Consider the following 22,548-nt stretch of genomic DNA (forward strand, 5'->3'; position numbering starts at 1 on the left):
TATACCAAGCCTACAAAAGCATTTCTATTATTCTTCATGATCTTTTTCATTACCTTAAAGATAATAATTTTATGCAAAAAAAGACACCTCTCAGCATCTTTTCACTCCTTCCCCCTACTCCTCCAACTATCATTAAGACACCATCTCCTCTTATTGTCATAATACTTACCTCTGAAGTAAAGCCCTACAACCCCCTCTGTGTAAAATTGTAATAAATTATCTACTATACTCACTAGGATTTTTAGTATTGCCATCAATGAATACAAATACCTGAACATGGGCATTAGATTGAACATCTTCAAAGCCATGAATTGAAGGCGACTTTAGAATAATATTATTTGCGGGAGAACCCGGTGGCAGTATTTTTTCTGTCAAATCTAAAACGCAAACTATAGATGCTGACTTTCCGTTGCCAGAGGCATATGCCACCGCCTGAGAGGAAAATTTTTTCATTAGTTTTGCACGGTCTGATGTTGCTGTTTCAACTTTTAATTCAGCAATATGACCTTTGTATGCAATCTCTACTCTTCCTCCGGCAACTTGAGATTCTTTTACAACTTTTCCACCAATTTGAGGATTGGCAGTAAGGTGTTGGATAAGTTTGTCCCTAAATTGGTCTTCTTTTAGAGAAGAAACGTTTTTATATAAGCCACTCTGAAGACAATATCCCTGAAAATTGGCAATACTGTTGAGGAGTGTTATAAATTCATTTCTATCCTGTAAGTCAATTTTTGCCAAAAGTGGATTGGTATATATCTCAAATACTTTCTTGTTAATGGTTTCGAATCCTGTCTGAAACAAGATATTATTCTGATCCAGAATCTTAGCATTTAATTCATCATAACCTATTATCACCGGCTGTAATTCCTCCTTCGCATTTCCGATTAAATAAGGAACAAGTTTGATTGATAAATTATCTTCGAAATTGCTTTGCGCATATTTAAATAATAATGTTCCTTCAATGTTATACTCTAATTCATTAGTGATCTCCACATCAGCTAACTTTAATTCAAAAATTTCGGAAGAAGTTGTTGCTGACAAGATTTTCAGTACTTTAAAGTTTTCAGGGAATTTATTAAATTTTAACGTCCCTGTAATTGTGTAAATTTCCTTTGCTTTTAACACCTGTGGATTTGCCCACGGAGTTTCTTGAAGATAAAATTCAAGTGAAATCACAATTAATTCAGGTTTAGACTCTATTATTTCCTCGTTGCTCTGAAAATTAATTTTATATGAATTATCAGAGTTTAAGTATGCGATCGTTGGATGTTGTAATTGAAGAAATAATTTCACTACAATTTTCACATTGTCCAAATGACTGGCATCAATCTCATTAATAAGGAGCTTAATCTTCACGATTTTATCGTAAAACACTTCTAAATATGAAAAAGTGTTTAAGTCGAATAAATTACTGTTTGCTAAGGCAGCATTTAGTTTTGCCTCTGCATCTTTGCTTCCCATTAATGTTTTTTCACACCATTCAAAAAGTATGAAAATACTATCCAATAAAAGCTTTTCGTTTCTAAAAATTAAATTCTCCCTATTACCCTCAGTGGCAGTTAGCAGCGCCATCTGTAATTGTTCAATTTTTTCTCTTCCCTTCAGCATGGCTGAAACGCGATCAAGACTAAAAGCAGAAAATAATTTCGCAACGTCAAGACGTAATTGTCTTTGAAGTTCAACGAGGTCCGGTTCGTAAAGTGTAGCCATTATTTTGTATTTTGTAAAAACTGGGGTAAAGTATCACTCTCACTAGATGCAGCTAATTCCGATAGAAATTTGTGGCCATTTACAACACGGAAAAAATATGTAAGTGATGGAACTTCAATAACTTTAGAAATAATATTGTCGCATAATTGTCTGATCTCAGTATGCAAACTAAAATAACCCAGAACATTCAGCATGTTTATAGTATCATAGTCATAAAGATCTGCGTCAACGACATACTTACCTATGTAGTCATTTATGGTCACAAATTCTTTGAGAATTTCTGATCGTTTAAGTTTATACATTTCTTTGTAGTAATCTTTTCTAAATGAATTAGAAATAGATCCCTCGTGTCTATGAGGCTGATACTTATATATAAAATTTAATGCTGCGCGAAGCCAAAGGTCATTTAACGCATCATTTTTTCTCCGCAAATCAGTTAGCGTCTTAATGGCCTTCTCCCCTTTATAGAAATCATGTGTATAACAATCAGGTATTAAATAGTTTTCAACTATATTTCGTTCAAAAGTTGCAAACTTTTCACCGTTAATCTTTCGGTTAAGAAATAGAGCCTGACGAAACAAATTTTCGTACAGATCTTGTTTTTTATCTTTTTCCTGTGAGTGTGCGTGTAGCAGTAAAATAATTTTACTGTAAAGTTTTCCATGCTTTTCGGTCGGCAAAATTTCAAAGAGTTTATATGTCAGGCCCGACATAGCTTGATGGATGCCAATATATCGACTGTCATATTGGTCAATTAAAAAGTTGATTGTATCTTCTCTAATTATAGCAGGTTTTTTAACGAGGATTTCTCCATATGCATCAATTGCCAATTTTTTTATCACAACTTCAGTGTCATTTATCAATATCTGTAATAAGTCAATCAGTGTTTGCGGTAGAATTTCAAAATGCTTCTCGACTAAAACTGCTAAAAGTTTAAGCGCTTCCATTCTTACTGCCAATGCATTCATATCGAGGATCCAATTGTAAAGATCTGGAAGAATCTGAACCAGGTTTATATTGGAACATTTTGCAGAACGAACAGCATCTATCAGATAAATTTTTAATTCAGATTCTTCATCCTTTTTTGAATCTAGGTTCCGGATAATTTTTATAACGTTTTCAAAGTTTGTGTATTGATTTTCTTCTAGTACATACGAAATCATCTCTCTAACATTGGAAAGCTTTGAAGAAATTTTAGTTTCCTTCTCCATGATTTCATAAACATTTAAATTCGTAAGCGGATTAAACGTTGCCGTATTTGTATCCAGATTTTCTTTGTACCAATTGAATGTATTTTTCTCCTTCAGGGTAGTTATCAAGAAGCCGACAAATGTTTCAAACTTAGTATTAAACTTTGCTGGATATGACCTTGTCAAATTTCTAAGTACTGAATAAGGTGTTTCCAAATCATCTTCTAATTCATTTTTACCAGCGAATCCTATGATCTTATCAATAAGAATATCGCTTACTTCGGGAAAAGATTCCCTTAGATCATCAGATTTCAAAAAATTATCATAGAATTTTAAAATCTGAACTTTACCAGCCTTGGATAATTTTGAGAAACAATTATCTATGCTATTTTGAACCAAATTACAGTCGGTGTAGCAAAACTTTATTAAAGTACGACAAATAGCCCAATCAGCTCCGCCATCCTCATCCTCATCTACATTGAATGCCAGTATCATTTTGTCGAAAAAAGAGGTAACCATATTTCTATCGACCAGATACGATTGGTACAATATAAAGCAGACATTTTTGCGAATTAAAGAAACAGGATGTTTTAAGGCACTTTCTATAACTGATATAAAATTTTCCGGTGCACAATCATAAAATTCTTTAAAGTGTTTTATTATAAAAGGTTGGGGATTTTCAAAAGGATCGCTATGCCCCCTTATGTCCTCAATTGTATACTTTTTTAATAACATATCAATTAAAAGCAATTCCTCATTTTCCTGCAGTTGTAAACAAGCAGCTAATTGTACAAGATCATTGTGATTTTCCCCTCTTGCAATTGAATCTTTGACGCGCTCCCGTGAAAAATCGGATAACTTGTCTGGGGCAAGAAGTACTACATTTACCAACGCTTGTGAAATTTCTGGAGAAATATTTTCGTCATCAAGAAATAGAACCAAGTAGTCTAGTGCCAATGAATTGAAAAAAGCAGGCTTCAGTTTACTCGACTCCAAAACACTTTGTGCCACAGCCAATCTATCAACGGCATCATTAAGTTTATCAACTAACTTTAAGATTGAAACTTCGGTTGTCTTTGAAGACTTAAAACGATCAAGGATTTTTCCTTTTATTTTTGACCTTACTTCGTTAATTATTTTTTCTTCTTCTACCTGCTCACAATCCTGTTTTTCTTTGTAGTCCCGATGCCTTTCAATTGCTATCCGTCCAAAGTTCTTGTGAAAAACTTCAGCGTGGGACTGACAATTCTGACAGTTTTGAATTATAAAATCATTGGCAACCCATTCCAAATTCATTCCGCCTCCACCATTGGCTTGTGGACAAGAAACATAATTCATTGTTGGCAGACCCATTTTACCGATTAAGCCACCATATTCAGACTGTATTTTTAAATGCGAACACCAATGTTGTATTTCTGGAATTAAGCGTTTGCTCGTGCGCGCCAATTCGATTGAGTTATTAAATCTTAAGTCGTTATCTAGGGAACTTGCCATAAAAATGTATATGAAGAAATAAAATTATACGTGAATTACCCTTAGTAATAAAAACTAAAAATCTTTGTTAGGATATTTCAAAACGTAGCTAAGATAAATCTATAATAAAATACAATTACATTAAATAAAAATAAATTTTCAAACATTAGTTAGCACAAAATAATATTTCTGTATTTAACAGCAATTCCAAAATTGAGCACTATAAATTTGGCTTTTTTAAATGGTCTTTGATTAAATGTCCTTGTGTTTATTCTTTTTCTAAATCAATTATACATTCAAGCAGTTTTTTGGTATGGATTGCAAATCATTTAGCTAATTATTTCTTTTTATCTTTCAAAACTAACTTTCCATTAAGCCAATTACCCAAATCACTTGCGTCAGCTGTTGGCAGATCGTTTTTTCTTTTTAGTTTAAGCTATTGAACCAACTTTTAAATTCTTCAAGTGCATTTCTTTCAATCAATCTCTCAATTGTCATCTTTTCAACTGCTTGAGTATTTAATAGTTTTTTTACTTTTGATTCCCTTTTCTTTTGTTGTATTTCCTCTAGATTTTCCCAAACTTTTTCTGGTGTAGTTTCATATAATGTTCTTGCAACAACATTTGGAACATCCATTAAATCTGTAATTTGTGGTAAATTAATTATTGTTCCATTACTTGCATAAGCTTCTTCAATAGCTTCTTTGGTTAAATAGCTTTCAAGCTCTAATTTGGTAGTATTAAATGCTGTCTTATTTGGCTCTAAGTTTATTTTTTCAACATAATTTTTATAGTCCGGAATATCATTATCATAAATATGAACTTCGGCTTTGTTCAAGCCATCTAAATATTTATTATCAACATAAAACTTTAAACACGAACCGCCAGAAATTATTATACCGACATCGTTTCTTTCTTCTAAATTTTTAATTTGGTTATCGTGAATATTTAATATTTTGCTATATCTAATCAAAGCATTAATATCGTGATTCCCTTCTACAAACAAAAGCTTATTTATTTTATCACTTGGATTAGGTAAAACTCCTAAAGCCTCAATAATTTTGTCGATTGTGTTTTCATTCACTTGTTCAGTTTCGAAGTCTATTCCGTATTCGATTATGTTATCATTATTTTCGTCTTTTGAAATGTAAATTAATGATTCCATTGGAATTTCTTTAACTAAATTTGAGCTATGTGTAGTAAAAAGAACTTGCACATTATTTCGTTCACTTAATTCACAAAGTGATTTGATTAATATTTTTTGATGATTTGGATGTTGTGCTGTTTCAGGCTCCTCAATTCCATAAATTATAGATGGTGAGTTTTTATCAATTTTCTTTTTTTCGGCTTGCGCTTGAAAAAAGCTTAATAAAACTAATCTTTTAACACCACTTCCACGTTTATTTAATGGTATATTTTGTTCGTTTAATAGAGTTAAATCAAAAATTTTATCCCAACTTGGTAGTTTATTAAAATCTGACTTCATAGTTTCCGCTAAACTTAAATCGATTTCTTTTAATTTTTCAATTGTTCTATCTGCAACTTCTGTTGATTTTTCTTTAATCTGAATTTCAATTTGTTCTAATAAAGCTTTTATTTCAGGAATTGCTAAAGTTTCCTTTATTGCTTGCTTCATTGGATCTTGAACATCTTTATCTTTATCGTCAATAGATTTATCTACTTTGAATAATGAAAATATTGGCAAATAGCCATTTAATTTTGGCCATAAGGTTTTTAAATTATTTTCGGTATCTAAACTACCATCAACTTTTATTTCCATCAAAGTTTTATCACTATCAATAACTTCTCTTATAGCTTTTCTTAATAATGTATTTTTAGTTTTATTTATGCCTTCTAAATTTGCATTAACTTCAATTGCTAATGCTTTAAGAGGGGAATTTTTTAAGCACAAAATGTTTTTCAACCTATCATCAATATGATGATTTGCAATTATATAAGTTGATTTTGATGTAGTATTTCCAATTTTAAAGCACTTTTTTATTTCTAATTTGTTATTTGTATTTAACAAAGACTCTTCTTCAAGAGAAGTTTCTACTGTTGCATCTAAAATCAATATTTCTGGTAAGTCATCAAAAACACAGGTTATCTCAATCGTGTCAGTATTTGAATCTACGGATAAATCATTTTTATCAATTTCGTCATTAAAAAAACAACTCAAAGATTCTAAAATTGTTGATTTTCCAATATCATTCTTCCCAATTATACACGCTAAATCATTCATTTTGAATGATGTTTCTGTTCTGTAATTTCTGAAATTCTTTAACTTTATTTCTGATAATTTCATTTTTTCGCTTTTTTTTGGTAAAATGTATTATATAGTATCTACAAAGTGGCTACAATCCGCCTAAATTAGGTTTGCTTTATTCGATAAAATGGCTATTTACTGCACTGTACCAAACATACAAAACCATTTCTGTAATTCTTTACGGTTTCCCACATTATCAGTAAAAAAAAAAGACTCCTCATCAGCATCTTCTATCCATTCCCCCTACTCTTCCAACTATCATTTTTATGATAATCCTTCCTGAATTTATCCATCTTCATTCGCAGATAATGTCCTATAGGTAATACCACAACAAGCCCTATTATTTCATACCATTCCATACCTCAAATATAAAAGGTATAAGATTTCCTTTTTTATGTTGAAGTCAATTACTCCTTTTTTGACAACTAATAATCCCGAATTGACAAGTGCTCCATTTAGTTATAAAACAGAAAAAGATGCTTCTCAGCATCTACATTTCAATATTCTTCACCAATCTTGTTTGCCGTTAATTACTTAAAGACGGTTTCAAAGTTATCATTTAACTCGCCATATGTTTCTTCTATTAATTTAAAAAACTCTGACAATTTCATCCCTTTATAGAAACATATAGTAGTAAGTGTAGATACCGGTATCTTATAGCCGTCTACTTCTTTTATTTTTCTAACAATTCCTTCATGTATACCATGAGATTTTCCAAAAGACCTATTAGATACATCATCACTCATCCACTTCTCGCATATAAAATTACAAACATACCTGTCTATAAGAAAAACCTTTACAGGCTTCTTATCTTTAGATTTGTTACTTTGTGAGTTATCATTAGTCATTAGAGCAAAAGAATATAATATCTATGATTATTTTGCACACGATAGTGTGCAATTCGGATATTTGTTTTATATTTGTTTTTGAATTTATATATTTGCGTTTCTTCATTTAAAATATTTGAAGCATTCGCTTAGAATCTCGTATCAGAAAACTGGTAATTTATAGGAACGAGAAGATAAGTAAGATGCTCACGTCCCATGGCGTGGGCTCACTTATTGTTCCCCGGTATACCAGTACCTCTGATACGATAAGCTGAGTTCCATGCCATTTTTTATGCCAATTATTTAGGCAAAACTCAACTTCTATTCTTAGCACTGCCTCTTCTTATTAGTCTCGCAATACCAATAATTATTGAATTAGTTGGGAAAGGCACTACCTGCGTTTGGCTGCAACAAACAACGGTAGTACGCTTTTCTTAAATAACCTTTAAAACCAATTGCCTATGCTATAAAAAACACAATCTCATGTCGGAAATAGTCACTTTTCGACACCCAGATTTAAACTTTAAATCAAAAAAAAAAGGCCCTCTAACTCTTCTTGGCGGACGAATAGAGGACCATCGCTAACAAAACTAACGTTTCAATTAACTAACCCAATATTATGAAAAAAAATTCATTTTACAAGGGTGGATCGGCATTTTGGTACCTGATTATTATCGGGTTCTCATTATCCTATACCCCTGCTCTAGCAAACAAGCTACTGAGGCAAAATCACTCCTTACCGCAACAAATACAAATAAACGGTACCATTACGGATGGCATCAACCCCTTAACTGGTGTTACTATTTCCATAAAAGGAAAAGCAAAATCAACCGTTATTTCTGACTTTGATGGAAAATACACCATAGAAGCGACCCCAATTGATACGCTAGTGGTCACTTTCATAGGATTCAAAACGGCAACAATTTTCATAAACGGTCGTAAAACGATCAACATACAATTACTGGAGGACATCACCTCCTTACAAGAAGTCCGTGTCAACGCAGGCTACTACTCCGTTAAAGAAAGTGAACGCACAGGAAGTATTGCGAAAATCACTGCAAAGGATATAGAAAAACAACCCATAAATAATCCGTTAGCAGCAATGCAAGGAAGAATGTCTGGTGTGAATATTACACAAGCCACTGGAACACCAGGTGGTGGTTTTGATATACAGATCAGAGGGATAAACAGCATTCGCACTGATGGTAATGCGCCACTATATATTGTGGATGGAGTACCTTACAGTTCGCAATCATTAGGCTCGGTAATGACATCGGGCAATATTTTGGCAGGATCAGCAAGTCCTCTCAACAATATAAACCCATCAGATATTGAGAGTATGGAAGTACTAAAAGATGCTGATGCTACTGCAATATACGGTTCAAGAGGATCCAACGGCGTTGTGCTCATAACGACCAAAAAAGGAAAACAAGGAAAAACCAAATTCGATATGAATACGTATTCCAGTTTTGGAAAACTAACTCGTACCATGGATTTACTAAATACAGCACAATATTTATCCATGCGTAAGGAAGCTTTTGCTAATGACGGAATTACAGACTATCCCGGGTACGCCTATGATGTAAATGGTACTTGGGATCAAAACCGCTACACCAATTGGCAAAAAGAATTACTGGGAGGTACTGCAAATACGAACAATATTCAAACTACGGTCTCTGGTGGAAATGCCGAAACTCAATTTTTGTTAAGTGGCACCTACCGTAACGAAACAACCGTTTTCCCTGGGGATGCAAAATATGAAAAATTGGCGTTTCACAACAGTCTAACGCATCGCTCTATTGACAATCGTTTTAAAATGAGCTTTACAGCAGACTATGCTACTGATAAGAATACACTACCCGCAAACGACTTGATGTACCAAGCTACAATTTTGGCGCCAAATGCCCCAGCTCTATACGATGCCCAAGGAAACTTAAATTGGAAAAATGGCACTTGGAACAATCCGTTAAGCTATTTGGAAGGCAAATATGCAGCCAACACAACCAACCTAATTGCTAATACTGTTCTTTCGTACAACATACTGGAAAACTTGGAAATAAAAACAAATCTAGGGTACACAGACTATCACATCTCCGAAAATCGGACATTTCCTTCTACCATGTACAATCCAGCGTATGGACTGGGCAGTGAAGTTTCCACACTTATTATAAACAATGCCAAACGTAGCTCTTGGATTATTGAACCTCAGATCAATTGGAAGAAAACAGTAGGCAATTCAGAATTAATGCTATTGGCAGGCACAACTTTCCAGAAGCAAACCGGGCAACAATTGGCGCAAATCGGATCAGGTTTTGCAAGTAACAGTTTACTGCACAATATAGCTGCAGCTTCCTATTTGACCATTACTGACGATCAGTTGACCATTTACAAATACCAAGCGTTCTTTGGTAGAATTAATTACAATTGGAAAAGTAAATACATCATTAACTTAACAGGAAGAAGAGATGGTTCCAGTCGTTTTGGCCCTGGCAATCGCTTTGCTAATTTCGGAGCTATAGGTGCAGCCTGGATATTCTCAAAGGAGGCGTTCATAAATAATAATAGTTTCTTAAGTTTCGGAAAATTACGCATCAGTTATGGTACCAGTGGAAATGACCAGATTGGTGATTACCAATTCTTAGACACTTATGAGATTACTGGCAACAATTACAATGGTACTATTGGGATAAAACCTACTCGTCTTTTCAATCCTTCCTTTGGTTGGGAAACCAATAAAAAAAAGGAAGCCGCAATCGACCTTGGTTTTCTCAACGATCGTATTTTCTTAACTACAGCCTATTTTTGCAACCGTTCTTCTAATCAACTTGTGGGTGTGCCACAACCAGGAACTACAGGTTTTTCTTCTTTACAAGCTAATTTAAATGCAACAGTTCAAAATACAGGTTTAGAACTGGAATTGCGAACGGTTAATTTTAGAAAGACAGCGTTCAATTGGACGACTACATTAAACCTGACCCTACCTAAAAACAAACTCTTGGAATTCCCTGATTTAGAGGGGTCTACTTACGCCAATTCGCTGGTAATAGGTAAATCATTGAGTATCCAAAAAACATACCACTACACAGGAATTGATCCAGTTACAGGTGTTTATCAATTTGAGGACTACAATGGTGACGGAAAAATTACGGGACCAGAAGACCGCCAATGGATTGAAGATACAGCACCTCAATTATTTGGAGGATTTGGCAACCAACTCAGCTATAAAAATTGGGTACTGGATTTTCTATTTCAGGGCGTAAAACAAAAAGGGCGTAATTACTTATACACGGCTTCTTGGATAGGAGATTTCTCCAATCAGCCACAAGCGGTTTTGAATCACTGGCCACAAAATGGTACCGATGCCGAAATTCAGCAATATACAACAGGAGCTAATGCAGCAGCATTGGATGCCTATTTTTTATACAGCAACAGTAACGCAACCATAAGTGATGCTTCCTACATCCGATTGAAAAGCATCAGTATTTCATATACGATTCCAAAAGAAGTTACAAAAGGGGGGACAGCAAAAATCTATTTACAAGGACAAAACCTCCTCACATGGACCAAGTACAAAGGTGCCGATCCTGAAAATCAATCCGCTTTCTACTCCCCTCCTTTACGTCAATTTACTTTTGGACTAAACCTTAGCTTTTAAAAATCAATAAATATTGCGATATGAAATACTATAAATTAATACAGTCAATGCTAATAATAGCATTAATAGTACTCCTTTGCTTGTGGCTGAATGGCTGCGAAAGTTTTACGGAGGTAGATTTGCCACAATCACAGCTTACTGGTACTGCAGTGTTCGAAGATGTTACAACAGCAAATGCAGCACTTTCAAATTGCTATTCACAACTAAGAGAAAACGGCATACTTTCTGGAAACCAAGATGGCCTTTCGAATGGACTGGGAAACTATTCGGATGAATTAACCTATTATGGAAGTCCCAGTGCGCCTTTAGAAGACTTTTACAATCATACCGTACTCTCCTCAAATCCTATGGTTAGTTCTTTATGGAATAGCAGTTACAGTCAAATTTATGCAATAAACGCACTTTTAGAAGGTCTTGAAAAATCAACCACAATTCCCACAGAGGAGCGTAATATCTTAAAAGGAGAAGGCTTGTTTCTTAGAGCATTTATTCACTTTTATTTATTAAATCTATTTGGAGATATTCCTTACATCGATACAACGGATTATAAAAAGAACAGCACCGTTTCGAGAATGTCCGAAGACGAAGTATATGATAAAATTACAACCGACTTAATGCTATCTAAAAGCATATTAAACGACAGTTATGGTACTGCAGAACGTATTCGGCCAAATAAAGGCACAGCTACAGCAGTACTAGCACGAGTGTACCTTTACAGAGGAGCGTGGCAACTAGCCGAAGAGGAAGCGTCCCAAGTAATTAATACGAATACATACCAGTTGGAAGCGGATCTAGATAAGGTATTTCTAAAGGAAAATCCCTCAACAATTTGGCAATTGCACCCAGGTATTTCGGGGCTGAACACGCATGATGCGCATACTTTTATTTTTAGCAGCGGCCCTCCTCCAATTACTGTTATAAGTACCCATTTACTAAACGCATTCGAAACTGGAGATCAAAGAAAGCAACATTGGTTGGGGAATGTGACGGACGGTACACAAACATGGTACTACTCATACAAATACAAACAAATCGCCAATACAGGAAGCTCTCAGGAATTTGCAATTATATTGCGATTAGAAGAACAATACCTCATCCGTGCAGAAGCTAGGGCTCATCAAAATAATTGGATTGGTGCTTTAGCTGATTTAAACCTAATTCGAAACCGAGCAGGATTAGCAGATACGGCGGCCAACACTCCCCAAAACGTGTTGCTGGCTATTCAACAAGAACGCAGGGTCGAATTATTTACTGAATTAGGGCAACGCTGGTTTGACTTAAAAAGAACAGAACAAGCAGATGGGATTTTAAGTCCTTTAAAGCCCGGATGGAAAAGTACCGATAAATGGTTACCCATTCCTCAAACAGAATTACTACTGAACAAAAACCTACATCAAAATCCAGGATATTAAAATGAATAAGAGGATGAATTTAAAAGGGAATACGAACTGGATTTTTCTCCTTTTGATACTTGGGATTGGCTCTTCTTGGAGCCAATCCTTTTCAAAAAGGCAACTTAAACCCGCAGACTATCCATTATGGAGTACCCTCTCAGATGAAAAAATTTCAGAAGATGGAAATTGGATAAGCTACAAACTGAATTATCATTCAGCACAGGACACATTATTTGTACAAAACACACAAACTGCGAAGAAAAAGTATTTTCCAACAGCAGAAAATGGACTTTTTAGTCCAGACAGTAAATGGTGGATTGCGCAAGATTCAAAGAAAGGAATGGCATTACTAAACTTAAAATCGGGTGTACTGCAATGGATTCAAAACATTTCCAAATATGAGTTTGTAGCTGGAGGAAAATATGTAGTTCTAACGAAACAGGAATCACAGAAGGAAGAGTCTCTCCACATACTCCATTTACAAACGGGTAAAGAACAGACGATCAATGGAGTTTCAGAATATCGTTTTAATGGGGATGGTACTCTTTTAGCCTACGTAACACCAAAAGAAAATACAGTGAAGCTGATTCGAATGAATTCCAATTTTAATAGTGCGACATTAGTTCAAGAAAAAGAAGGGGATTTTAAATACCTTACGTGGAATAGTAAAGGCGATGTACTCTCCTTTTTACAGGAATCTAATATCGTGACCGCTAAACTAAAAAACCACAAGCTATACTACATAACCCAATTAGAACAAAAACCTAAAATAGTAGTTTTAGACCCATTATTGTCGACAGATTTCTTTAAAGACAAACATATTGTAATTCCCTTTGCTCGCGTGCCGCTTGAAATTTCAGAAGATGGCAAACGAATCTTCTTTTACCTAGCTGCTGCAGTTCCTCAAAAGGAAGAAAACGAAATAGTGCAAATATGGAGTAGTGTTGTAACAGGCGTACATCATGGTCAACAGCTAGACCCTTCCCATATTCCTAAATTGGCAGTATGGTGGCCAGAGGAAAATAAAATAGTCCAAATAGGAACAGATGATTTGCCAAACGTATTGTTAACTGGGAATCAAAACTATGCATTGACATTTAATAATCAAGCATATGAACCTCAATATGAATTTGAGGCAATACCCGACTTCTACCTGACCGATTTAAATACAGGAAAAAGCAGTTTAGTAGTAAAGAAACAGCTCCATTCCATTGGAAATATAGGAGCACCACCACAGGGCAGGTATATCAATTACTTTAAAGATAAAAAATGGTGGATATACGATCCTATATTGAAAAAACAGACCAATGTTACAACACTAATTCCCTCAGCCGTTTATAACTTGGAATTCGATCAGCCAGGAGCAACGCCACCTTATGGTAGTCCGGGTTGGACACAGGACGGTAAGCTTATTGTGTACGACCAGTATGATATTTGGACAGTAACTCCAGATGGGGAAAACGCCAAAAGACTAACCCAAGGTCGGGAGCAAAAAATTCGTTTCAGAATCTACCAAAATGAAAATGACATCATAAATACCTCATCTAATTTACCAACCCGTACTTTTAACTTTACTAAAGGAACGATACTTGAAGCCTTGGGCGATAATAAAGCCTCAGGATATTATTACTTGGAAAGCAATGGTCAGTGCAATGTGATGGTATATAAAAAGGCAAGAATCAGCATGCTGAAAAAGGCAAAGCAAAGTGAAAAATATCTGTATAAAGAAGAGTCGTTTGAGAGTTCACCAAAATTACAGCTTTGGAGCAAAATCATGAAAAAAGAGCAGCTGGTATTGAAAACAAATCCGCAGCAGGATAAATTCTCCTGGGGACATGCTGAACTGATTTCTTATACAAACCAAAAAGGACAACCCTTGAAAGGAGTACTATTTTATCCTGCAGGTTTTCAATCTAGTAAAAAATATCCTATGATTGTTCACCTATACGAAAGACAATCGGGAATGATGCATCACTATATTAATCCTACACAATACAATTCGGATGGGTTTAATCCAACTAATTATACATTCGATGACTATTTAGTATTCTATCCAGACATTGCCTATGAAGTAGGAACACCAGGACAATCTGCCGTTTCATGCGTACAAGAAGCTATTGATACTGTTCTAGCGAAGGGCATCGTAGAATCCAATCACATTGGTTTGATAGGCGGTTCCTTTGGAGGATATGAGACTGCTTATATTATTTCACAAACTAATAGGTTTGCAACAGCAGTCGTGGGTGCCGCCTGTACAGATCTAGTCAGTAATTATTTAAGTATGGAATCCAGTGGCGAGCGCTCCCATATGTGGCGCTATGAATCCGCACAATTGCGAATGGGTGCCTCTTTGTTTGACAATTACAAAGGATATATTGAAAACTCACCTATAGCACACGCTTCCTCCATAAATACACCAGTGTTGATTTGGACGGGCCAGCAAGACCCTAACGTGAATTGGACGCAAAGCATCGAACTACATTTAGCGTTACAAAGACTGCAAAAACCACATACGTTTCTGGTATATCCCGGCCAAGGCCATGCCATTGGTAAACCCGAATCACAAATAGACCTCGATACAAGAGTAAAAGAATGGTTCGATTTGTATCTTAAAGGAATCCCTTTTTCCACAAAAAGAATCTAAACAACGGATTGCTACTTACTAAATTCCTCTTTTATTATGAAAAACTCCAAATTTTCGATTCCCTTTAGGGACGGGGCAAAACGAAAATAATCAATGCACTTTGTCAAAACTAAAAAGGGAGTTTAAAAAGATAAAGCGCAATATTTTCAACTCCCTTTAGGGACAGGGTAAAACGAAAATGATACGTACACTTGTTCACTCCCTACTATTGAATGGTCTGTGAGAGGGTAAAAAACAATGCCGAACCTGAAATTTTCAAGTTCGGCATTGCCATTTCCCCTAATTAATATAGGGTTGTTGAAGTCCTACTGAATCTTTTTGTAAAGAGCCTGAGGACAAGCTGTACCTGCTGCATTTAGTTTGTACAACTGTTGAGCACCATTAGTACACATTTGTGGATTAAAATTATCCGAACAAACAACACTTGTTTCGGCACAAGTGGAAGGAATTCGTCCGTTAACATCAGCGTAAGTGCTGACATTGGTTCTGGAAATGTTGGCTGCAAAAGCCCCTGCTACTGCTAAAACAATAGCTGCAAAAGGCAACGCCTTTTGTACAATACGTGTTTTCATAATATTTAAATTAAAAGTTTTTGATCTACTCTTTTTTACAGGTTTTCGATCGATTTCCTGACACCGCGCAGTATGTTTTTATAGGCCTATTGTATTTCCCATTTTTGATTTAAAATTTGCCGGATGAAACCCTTTATTATACAAACGATACGTAACAATTTTATGACCGATTAATGCAACTACTAAATTATCCACAACCTGAAAATGTTCCATCTTATGTTGCTCTTCATTATTAATATAAAAGCTGAAATCATAACGTTTATGCCTAAAATCATAAACATCAATAATAGAAGCAGTTCGCCACATTTCTTCCGGCTCATACAATCCCATTAAACCAGCATTCACAAAAAGGTAATTCCCATAAGTTGAAGTGCCTTTGTTAACTAATAACGGAGGGGCTGAAAGTTTGCTTTGATTTCTAGAATGAATGTAAGCTACTTTAATACGAGCACGACTAGTCGTATCAATTGTATGTCCTATATAATTCAGCTTTAAATTAGTATCTATGACAAGATATTGATTGCGATAATAGTAGGTATAAATAACTTTCTGAAGTTGTTCGTTATACAAAAGCATCCCGTCTGTATCGAAAAGTCCATCAATTTGTTTTTGCAATAAATGAGGAGCTAATCTTACTTGAATGGTATCACTAATCCTTAAAAGTCCTAAAATAGAATTATGCATTGTACTGCTTACAGCTCGAAAAACAAAAGTTTTCGAATTAATGGGCTCAGATAAAGAAAAATAAGCTTTGCCTTTCATTAATTGTGATGCTTTCCAATCTTTGATACTTCCACTCAAAATAGTTGGGACTGTTCCATCAAAAACATAGAAATAAGGAGGTTTAACCTTTAGAGCAATTCTTCGAAAAGCAATATTTTCATTTTTAAGCTGTATCACGAATCGCTCTTGATGTTGCAAGCTTGTATCTAAAACAAGTATATTTAACGGGGCAGTAATATTACCTAAATATATTTTCCCATCAGCTATTCCCGCTATATAATAAGAATTAAAATGAATATCCTTTTCATGTGTTTTTAATATTGGGTGGTGAGGAAAACGACGAATAAAATTGTTGCGATGATGAATAATATCTTCTGATACTATAAAAAGTAAAATCACAACGGAAATGCTGCAAACAAATACGATTGGAAGAGCTATAAAAATAGGTTTCCATTTTTTGACTTGTGCCGTTATTTCATTTTGCCCTAGTATTAGAATCCCAACTAAAGCTAACAAAACAAAAACAATATTAAAAATAAGATGTTGAGTCCAATTCATCTTTTCAAGAATACCCCCACAGGAACAGGGAACAAAAGAACTGAAATTTAAAATAATGATGATATAAGTAGTAAATAGAATCATCAAACTAAAAGCGGAAAAGAATCCAATAAGTCGATATTTTGGAAAAATCAGAAGTAAGGAAATAAGCAATTCAATAATTGGGACAGCCCATGAAACCCAACTCGCAAAAGCACTTAGTAAGGGTGATTGCCCTAGCTGAACCTGAAAATTCTCAAAATCAAGTAGTTTACTAACTGCTGCGTAAACAAACAATACAGCATACAGCAAGCTAACACCTTTGACAATAATACTTTCTGTGGAGGAAGATAATTTCATATCGCTAAACTTTAAATTTAATCCGATATAAAATTCCAAAAAACAAATAAATAAAGTGAAGCAAATCGGGAGTATAACTTGTCAAAAAAGGAGTTTTTCTACATTATACTTTTTTCCTCTTTATTCTTTTCTCTATTTTCTTTATTCTTTCCTCTTTCCTCCTGCTGTCAAAATTTTCTTTTAATATCCATCGGAGTATACCCAAAATGCTTTTTAAAACCTTTCGAAAAATTAGGATAAGTGTTAAAGCCTGTCATAGTAGCAATACTTTTTAAAGGAATTTTGGTCTGCTGAATTAAAAGATGCGCTTTTTTCAACCGCTCAATGATATAAAATTGGTAGATGCTCGTCCGAAAGAGTTGCTTAAATCCGTATTTTAATTTATTTTCATTCGTACCAAAAATATAAGAGAGTTCCTTAACAGAAGGTAACGGACTATCCAAATGTTCTAAAATATAATCATAAACATTTTGAATTATTAATATATCCGAAGGTCTACTTAAGAAAATCGGTAGATCTTTACTTTCTGGAGTAATCATAGCAGATTTCGAAATAGTTTCTTCTACTACGGTAGTTACGAAACTAATTAAAATTTTTGAGCAGTTCATTAGCCTTGAAATAGTACAATACACAGGAACTAATAATTTATTTTGCGCAATATAAATTAATTGCACTGTAGCATGATAGTCAGGGTCTAACAATATTTCTTCTTCTAAACGATTCCAAAAACACAATGAATCTTCGGATAACAAATTCTTAAATAACGTATCATATAACAAATCAGGAGTTAAGTTTAATAAAACAGAGGCTTCGGAATTATAACTTTTAATGACAAAACACTCATCTAAGATAAAAGTACTTTGAACTAGATTCCTGTAGGAATGATGAGGATTTATAAAACCCGCGTGAAAAACAGACTCCTTCATTTCCTCGGCAACCATATTCATAAGCACAACTAATCCTTCTAGTTCATCATCCTCTTCTGTTCTTTGAATTCGATTACTAAAATTACCTCCTGCCATTTCAAGAAGCATTTGAGACATACTGCGCATACGCTGCAGATTAATTTCTTGATTCATAATGTGTAAATATTAGTCATAAATAAATATCCGCCCACTAGACATACTTTTCCAAAAAAACTAAAGCAGCTGCTTCATCAGTAAAAATCTTAGTCGGAACACTTGGCTTACATATTTTGAGATAAAATGAGATCATACTTAAGGAAACACTTTGGTGCCCTACCAGACTTACTGCCTTGGTAAGAATAGAACCCGATTGCGCCAAATAGTCCCTTGCAGCTTTGTCAGAATCTACAATCCCTCTAATATCACAAAAAATAGGATAAGCCATTTCATTTTGTAACTGAATTCGATCACCAACGATGCGTTGGGCTGCTGTTAAATTAATGACAACATTAGGCTTGTATTTAAAGAAAAGAATCTCGTTATGAATCCAAAATTGAGCAAATTCATTATCCTGAAAAGTATGCATCATTTTTTAAAAAAATTAAATAAAACGCCACAATTTAGCAAAAAAAATATTAAAAATAATACAATTTAAATTAAACACACACAATTTGATACAAATAATCACAAATGTTATCAAATCGGGAGTATCTGTTGTCATAAAAGGATTTTTTTATAATTCATTGAATCTCATTAGCTTTTTATTCAGAGTTTTACGCCACAAATATCAAACTTGTAAGAGATATTCAGGTGGTTATATTTTTAAACAACTAAAACCAAAATAATATGGCAAAAATCAAACACAACAGCTTCATTGACACCGTCGATGAGGTGATCGCTGGAGCAAAAAAAGAAGGCGTACTTCACCTTTATGCTGAAGATCAAATTTTGAATGGACGTACCCTACAGATAAAAGGGCAAAAAATGTTTCATTTTGGCACGACAGGGTATTTGGGGCTAGAACAAGACATCCGGCTCAAAGACGCAGCAATAGCAGCTATTCAAAATTATGGTACACAATTCCCCCTATCCAAAACTTACATTTCCAATCCATTATACAATGAGCTGGAATCAAAAATTGAAACGATGTATGGAATCCCACCTATAATAACTAAAAACAGTACACTAGGTCATTTGGCAGTAATTCCAACAGTGGTAAGAGATGAAGACGGAGTAATTTTAGACCACCAGGTACATTGGAGTGTTCAAAATGCCTGTCAACTATTAAAAATAAGAGGCATCCCGGTAGAAATGATTAGACATAATAATTTGAATATGCTTGAAGATAAAATTAAATACCTCGCTACACGATGCAATAAAATATGGTATATGGCTGATGGGGTATATTCCATGTTTGGCGATTTCGCTCCAATACCTAATTTGATGGAACTGTGTAAAAAATACCCGCAGCTACACCTGTACTTTGATGATGTACATGGCATGAGCTGGAGAGGAAAAAATGGCACTGGGTACGTATTGGATGTTTTAAAAAATTTACCAGACAATGTTTTACTGTTCGGTACTTTGAGCAAAACATTTGGTGCCAGTGGAGCGACTTTACTTTGCACAGATAATCGACTGCGTGAAAAAATTAAAAACTTTGGTGGACCACTTACTTTTTCTGCACAACTGGAACCCGCTTCTGTAGCAGCCGCAATTGCTTCGGCTGACATTCATCTTTCGACCGAAATCACGAGCTTACAGTGCGATTTATCAGAAAAGATAGAATATTTCAAATCATTATTGGAAAAAACCACCCTTCCAATGATTGATCTGAATAACTCACCAGTATTTTTCTTAGGTACCGCTATGCCGTTGACCGCTTATAAAATGGTACAAAGACTCTTTAATGAAGGTTTTTATGTAAATCCCGCAATATACCCCGCAGTACCAATCAAAAACACGGGTATTCGTATTACCCTTTCCCGCCACAATCAAAAAGAAGAAATAAAAGCACTAGTAGAAGCAATGGAATTCCATTTTCCTAAAGCCTTGGAAGAATCAGGTAATAGCCTTCACAAAGTAAAAAAGGCATTTGGCATCCCTGAAACAATGCCTCAAATAGAAAATGAAGAGCCAAAATCTAACTTAATAGTACAGTACGAAACATCCATAAAAAAAATAGACAAGCAAAACTGGAATAACCTTTTAGGAAAACAAAGCACATTCGACTGGGAAGGATTATCTTTTTTGGAAAATGCTTTTTCAAATACAAAGTCCCCTGAAAATAATTGGGAATTTCATTATTATGTAATAAAAGACAAAAATGAAATTCCCATACTAGCAACTTTTTTTACTTATGGACTTTGGAAGGACGATATGCTGGCACCTGAATCGATTTCACTTCAACTAGAAGAAAAAAGAAAACAAAATCCATTATACCTGACTTCAAAAGTCTTGGGAATGGGTTCCTTATTCACAGAAGGCAATCACTGTTACATCAATAAAACACACCCCTTAGCAGAAGAAGCAATAGTACTTTTGCTGGAACAAGTGGAATTAGTATACCATAAATTAGATGCTGACATGCTCGTCTTAAGAGATTTCGAAGAAGACCAACAATTGAATCGTATTTTTCACAATCAAGGCTTCTTAAAAATAAGCATGCCGGAAACCTGCATTATACAAAATAGTAAATGGAATAGTACCGAAGAATTTTCGGCGACCCTTTCCTCCCGCTCCAGAAAGCATTTCTTTAAAGAGATAGTACCTTTTGAACAAGCTTTCGATATTGTAATAAAAGATCAATTATCAGATGAAGAATTAGAACAAGCATATTATCTGTATCAGAATGTAAAAAATAACAATCATGCTATAAATACATTTACCTATCCAATAGACGTATTTAAAAAAATGGAGAGTAATCGGCAATGGGAATTTATATTGTTATATCTCAAAAATAAAGAAAAAGAAGAAATCACAAACCCATTAATCGGAATTCTATTTTGTTATAAAAACACAGAACATACCTATGTTCCTGCTTTAATAGGAATGGACTATTCCTATGCAAAAGAATTCCAACTCTACCGACAACTACTTTTTCAGGCAATCAAACGAGCTCGGTACTTAAACTTAAGTAAAATCGATTTTGGGGTATCCGCCACTTTCGAGAAAAGAAAACTGGGAGCCACGATAATTCCAAAAGTAGCCTATATTCAAGCCCGAGATAATTTTTCCATGGAATTAATGGGTACAATTCAAAACGAAGATAAAACACATTCAAAAACTAAATAAAATTTGAGTTTTTCAACTTATTGCAAAACAACTAAAAAACAAAAATCAATCCAATTTTCCCCTCCTCTTTTTCTCACTCCCCTCCTTCGGAGGGGCTGGGGAAAGGATAAACCAAAAACCTATGCTAAAAATTACTGTAGAAGAGTTTGATGAAAAACTTAAATTGATAATTAATTCTGACGAAAATCATCTTAAAAAAGCAACTGATGGTATTCATTTATGTAACAAAACACTAGCTGACATGAAAGAGAAAGTCGAGCAAAACGATTTTGAAACGACACCTGACGAGATTGATTTTTTTAAAAATATCAAACCCCTTCCAATGAGTTACCTTATCTATTTTACAGAACTGCGTTCTTGCGAACTCCGCAAACCTAAAGCAGGCACGTCCTATCAAATAGAATTTTTCGAAAAGGAAATGCGAAAAATCAATAAGTTCTTTTCTCGCAATCTGGACTTTGTTAATTATATGGAGCAAGGATACACCTATATTGATCATCAATTTTTCACAAGAAACCCAGGTAATAGTTTTCCTTTCACTCCAATGACGGATTATTACCAATACCCCGAATTTTCCTCTTCACATGACATGCTCTGGGCGAAAATAAAGGCAATGTACCGTTTCATTCATTACATCCGCGAAGCAATGCAAAAACTCAATGCTGGAAACTCAATGCTATTTGACGAAAAAAAACACAAAGTACTGCTTTGGACAGCACCCAAAACAGCACTAACAGAATTAATCTATGCTTTATACTCTAATGGGGCGTTGAACCATGGGGGAGCCGATATAAATACTATTGCGGCTTCTTTTGAAGATTTTTTCAATATTAAAATAGATAATATATATAAAACCTATTCAGAGATTAAGGACCGTAAAAGTAGCAAAACAAAATTCCTGGAAGAACTGATGATGAACCTGCAACAAAAAATCCACAAAGAAGACGAATTTTAAAAATCGGTATCCAATCGGTAGTACGAAAAATACACTAGAGAAAT

Annotated in this window: 12 protein-coding genes; 5 read left to right on the forward strand and 7 right to left on the reverse strand. The window is 34.6% G+C overall.

Annotated features, from left to right (window positions below; genetic code table 11):
- Positions 1-216: 216 nt before the first annotated feature.
- The 3 genes from AB3G39_RS11915 to AB3G39_RS11925 all read right to left on the reverse strand — a co-directional run bounded on the left by AB3G39_RS11915 (position 217) and on the right by AB3G39_RS11925 (position 6,677).
- Positions 217-1,710 (reverse strand): hypothetical protein, encoded by a 1,494-nt coding sequence (locus AB3G39_RS11915; protein WP_369753581.1) that lies wholly within the window; start codon positions 1,708-1,710, stop codon positions 217-219.
- A complete protein-coding gene (locus AB3G39_RS11920) occupies positions 1,710-4,394 on the reverse strand; it encodes a hypothetical protein (RefSeq protein WP_369753580.1) in 2,685 nt (894 codons plus the stop codon). The genes AB3G39_RS11915 and AB3G39_RS11920 overlap by 1 nt, the downstream gene beginning before the upstream one ends.
- 405 nt (positions 4,395-4,799) lie before the next feature.
- Positions 4,800-6,677: an ATP-binding protein gene (locus AB3G39_RS11925; RefSeq protein WP_369753579.1), complete on the reverse strand. Its 1,878-nt coding sequence runs from the start codon at positions 6,675-6,677 to the stop codon at positions 4,800-4,802.
- 1,407 nt (positions 6,678-8,084) lie between these two features.
- Between AB3G39_RS11925 and AB3G39_RS11930 the strand changes: the two genes are divergently transcribed.
- From AB3G39_RS11930 to AB3G39_RS11940, 3 genes are read left to right on the forward strand one after another with little or no spacing between them, the layout of a single operon-like run.
- Positions 8,085-11,120 (forward strand): SusC/RagA family TonB-linked outer membrane protein, encoded by a 3,036-nt coding sequence (locus tag AB3G39_RS11930; protein ID WP_369753578.1) that lies wholly within the window; start codon positions 8,085-8,087, stop codon positions 11,118-11,120.
- Positions 11,121-11,140: 20 nt separating this feature from the next.
- On the forward strand, positions 11,141-12,532 hold the full coding sequence (locus AB3G39_RS11935) for a RagB/SusD family nutrient uptake outer membrane protein (protein ID WP_367769157.1): 1,392 nt from the start codon (positions 11,141-11,143) through the stop codon (positions 12,530-12,532).
- A gap of 13 nt (positions 12,533-12,545) precedes the next feature.
- A complete protein-coding gene (locus AB3G39_RS11940; protein ID WP_369769391.1) occupies positions 12,546-15,158 on the forward strand; it encodes a prolyl oligopeptidase family serine peptidase in 2,613 nt (870 codons plus the stop codon).
- A gap of 305 nt (positions 15,159-15,463) precedes the next feature.
- Here the strand turns inward: AB3G39_RS11940 and AB3G39_RS11945 are convergent, their stop codons facing one another.
- The 4 genes from AB3G39_RS11945 to AB3G39_RS11960 all read right to left on the reverse strand — a co-directional run bounded on the left by AB3G39_RS11945 (position 15,464) and on the right by AB3G39_RS11960 (position 18,844).
- A complete protein-coding gene (locus AB3G39_RS11945; protein ID WP_074722541.1) occupies positions 15,464-15,730 on the reverse strand; it encodes a DUF6520 family protein in 267 nt (88 codons plus the stop codon).
- Positions 15,731-15,808: 78 nt separating this feature from the next.
- Positions 15,809-17,350, reverse strand: a complete 1,542-nt coding sequence (locus tag AB3G39_RS11950) for a MauE/DoxX family redox-associated membrane protein (protein WP_367769151.1) — start codon at positions 17,348-17,350, stop codon at positions 15,809-15,811.
- A 167-nt stretch (positions 17,351-17,517) separates the two neighbouring features.
- Positions 17,518-18,402: a helix-turn-helix domain-containing protein gene (locus AB3G39_RS11955; protein WP_369769392.1), complete on the reverse strand. Its 885-nt coding sequence runs from the start codon at positions 18,400-18,402 to the stop codon at positions 17,518-17,520.
- 64 nt (positions 18,403-18,466) lie between these two features.
- A complete protein-coding gene (locus AB3G39_RS11960) occupies positions 18,467-18,844 on the reverse strand; it encodes a hypothetical protein (RefSeq protein ID WP_367769146.1) in 378 nt (125 codons plus the stop codon).
- A gap of 257 nt (positions 18,845-19,101) precedes the next feature.
- Between AB3G39_RS11960 and AB3G39_RS11965 the strand changes: the two genes are divergently transcribed.
- Positions 19,102-21,549, forward strand: a complete 2,448-nt coding sequence (locus AB3G39_RS11965; RefSeq protein ID WP_367769144.1) for an aminotransferase class I/II-fold pyridoxal phosphate-dependent enzyme — start codon at positions 19,102-19,104, stop codon at positions 21,547-21,549.
- Positions 21,550-21,670: 121 nt separating this feature from the next.
- Complete coding sequence (locus AB3G39_RS11970) at positions 21,671-22,504, forward strand: RteC domain-containing protein (protein WP_367769142.1); 834 nt, start codon at positions 21,671-21,673, stop codon at positions 22,502-22,504.
- The last annotated feature ends 44 nt before the right edge of the window (positions 22,505-22,548 follow it).

Origin of the sequence: Flavobacterium sp. WC2416, from assembly GCF_041200095.1 — a bacterium.
Lineage (GTDB): Bacteria > Bacteroidota > Bacteroidia > Flavobacteriales > Flavobacteriaceae > Flavobacterium.

Coding starts and splice junctions, on each gene's coding strand:
- AB3G39_RS11915 (WP_369753581.1), bottom strand. CDS start 1,710: ATGGCTACACTTTACGAACCGGACCTCGTTGAACTTCAAAGACAATTA.
- AB3G39_RS11920 (WP_369753580.1), bottom strand. CDS start 4,394: ATGGCAAGTTCCCTAGATAACGACTTAAGATTTAATAACTCAATCGAA.
- AB3G39_RS11925 (WP_369753579.1), bottom strand. CDS start 6,677: ATGAAATTATCAGAAATAAAGTTAAAGAATTTCAGAAATTACAGAACA.
- AB3G39_RS11930 (WP_369753578.1), top strand. CDS start 8,085: ATGAAAAAAAATTCATTTTACAAGGGTGGATCGGCATTTTGGTACCTG.
- AB3G39_RS11935 (WP_367769157.1), top strand. CDS start 11,141: ATGAAATACTATAAATTAATACAGTCAATGCTAATAATAGCATTAATA.
- AB3G39_RS11940 (WP_369769391.1), top strand. CDS start 12,546: ATGAATTTAAAAGGGAATACGAACTGGATTTTTCTCCTTTTGATACTT.
- AB3G39_RS11945 (WP_074722541.1), bottom strand. CDS start 15,730: ATGAAAACACGTATTGTACAAAAGGCGTTGCCTTTTGCAGCTATTGTT.
- AB3G39_RS11950 (WP_367769151.1), bottom strand. CDS start 17,350: ATGAAATTATCTTCCTCCACAGAAAGTATTATTGTCAAAGGTGTTAGC.
- AB3G39_RS11955 (WP_369769392.1), bottom strand. CDS start 18,402: ATGCGCAGTATGTCTCAAATGCTTCTTGAAATGGCAGGAGGTAATTTT.
- AB3G39_RS11960 (WP_367769146.1), bottom strand. CDS start 18,844: ATGATGCATACTTTTCAGGATAATGAATTTGCTCAATTTTGGATTCAT.
- AB3G39_RS11965 (WP_367769144.1), top strand. CDS start 19,102: ATGGCAAAAATCAAACACAACAGCTTCATTGACACCGTCGATGAGGTG.
- AB3G39_RS11970 (WP_367769142.1), top strand. CDS start 21,671: ATGCTAAAAATTACTGTAGAAGAGTTTGATGAAAAACTTAAATTGATA.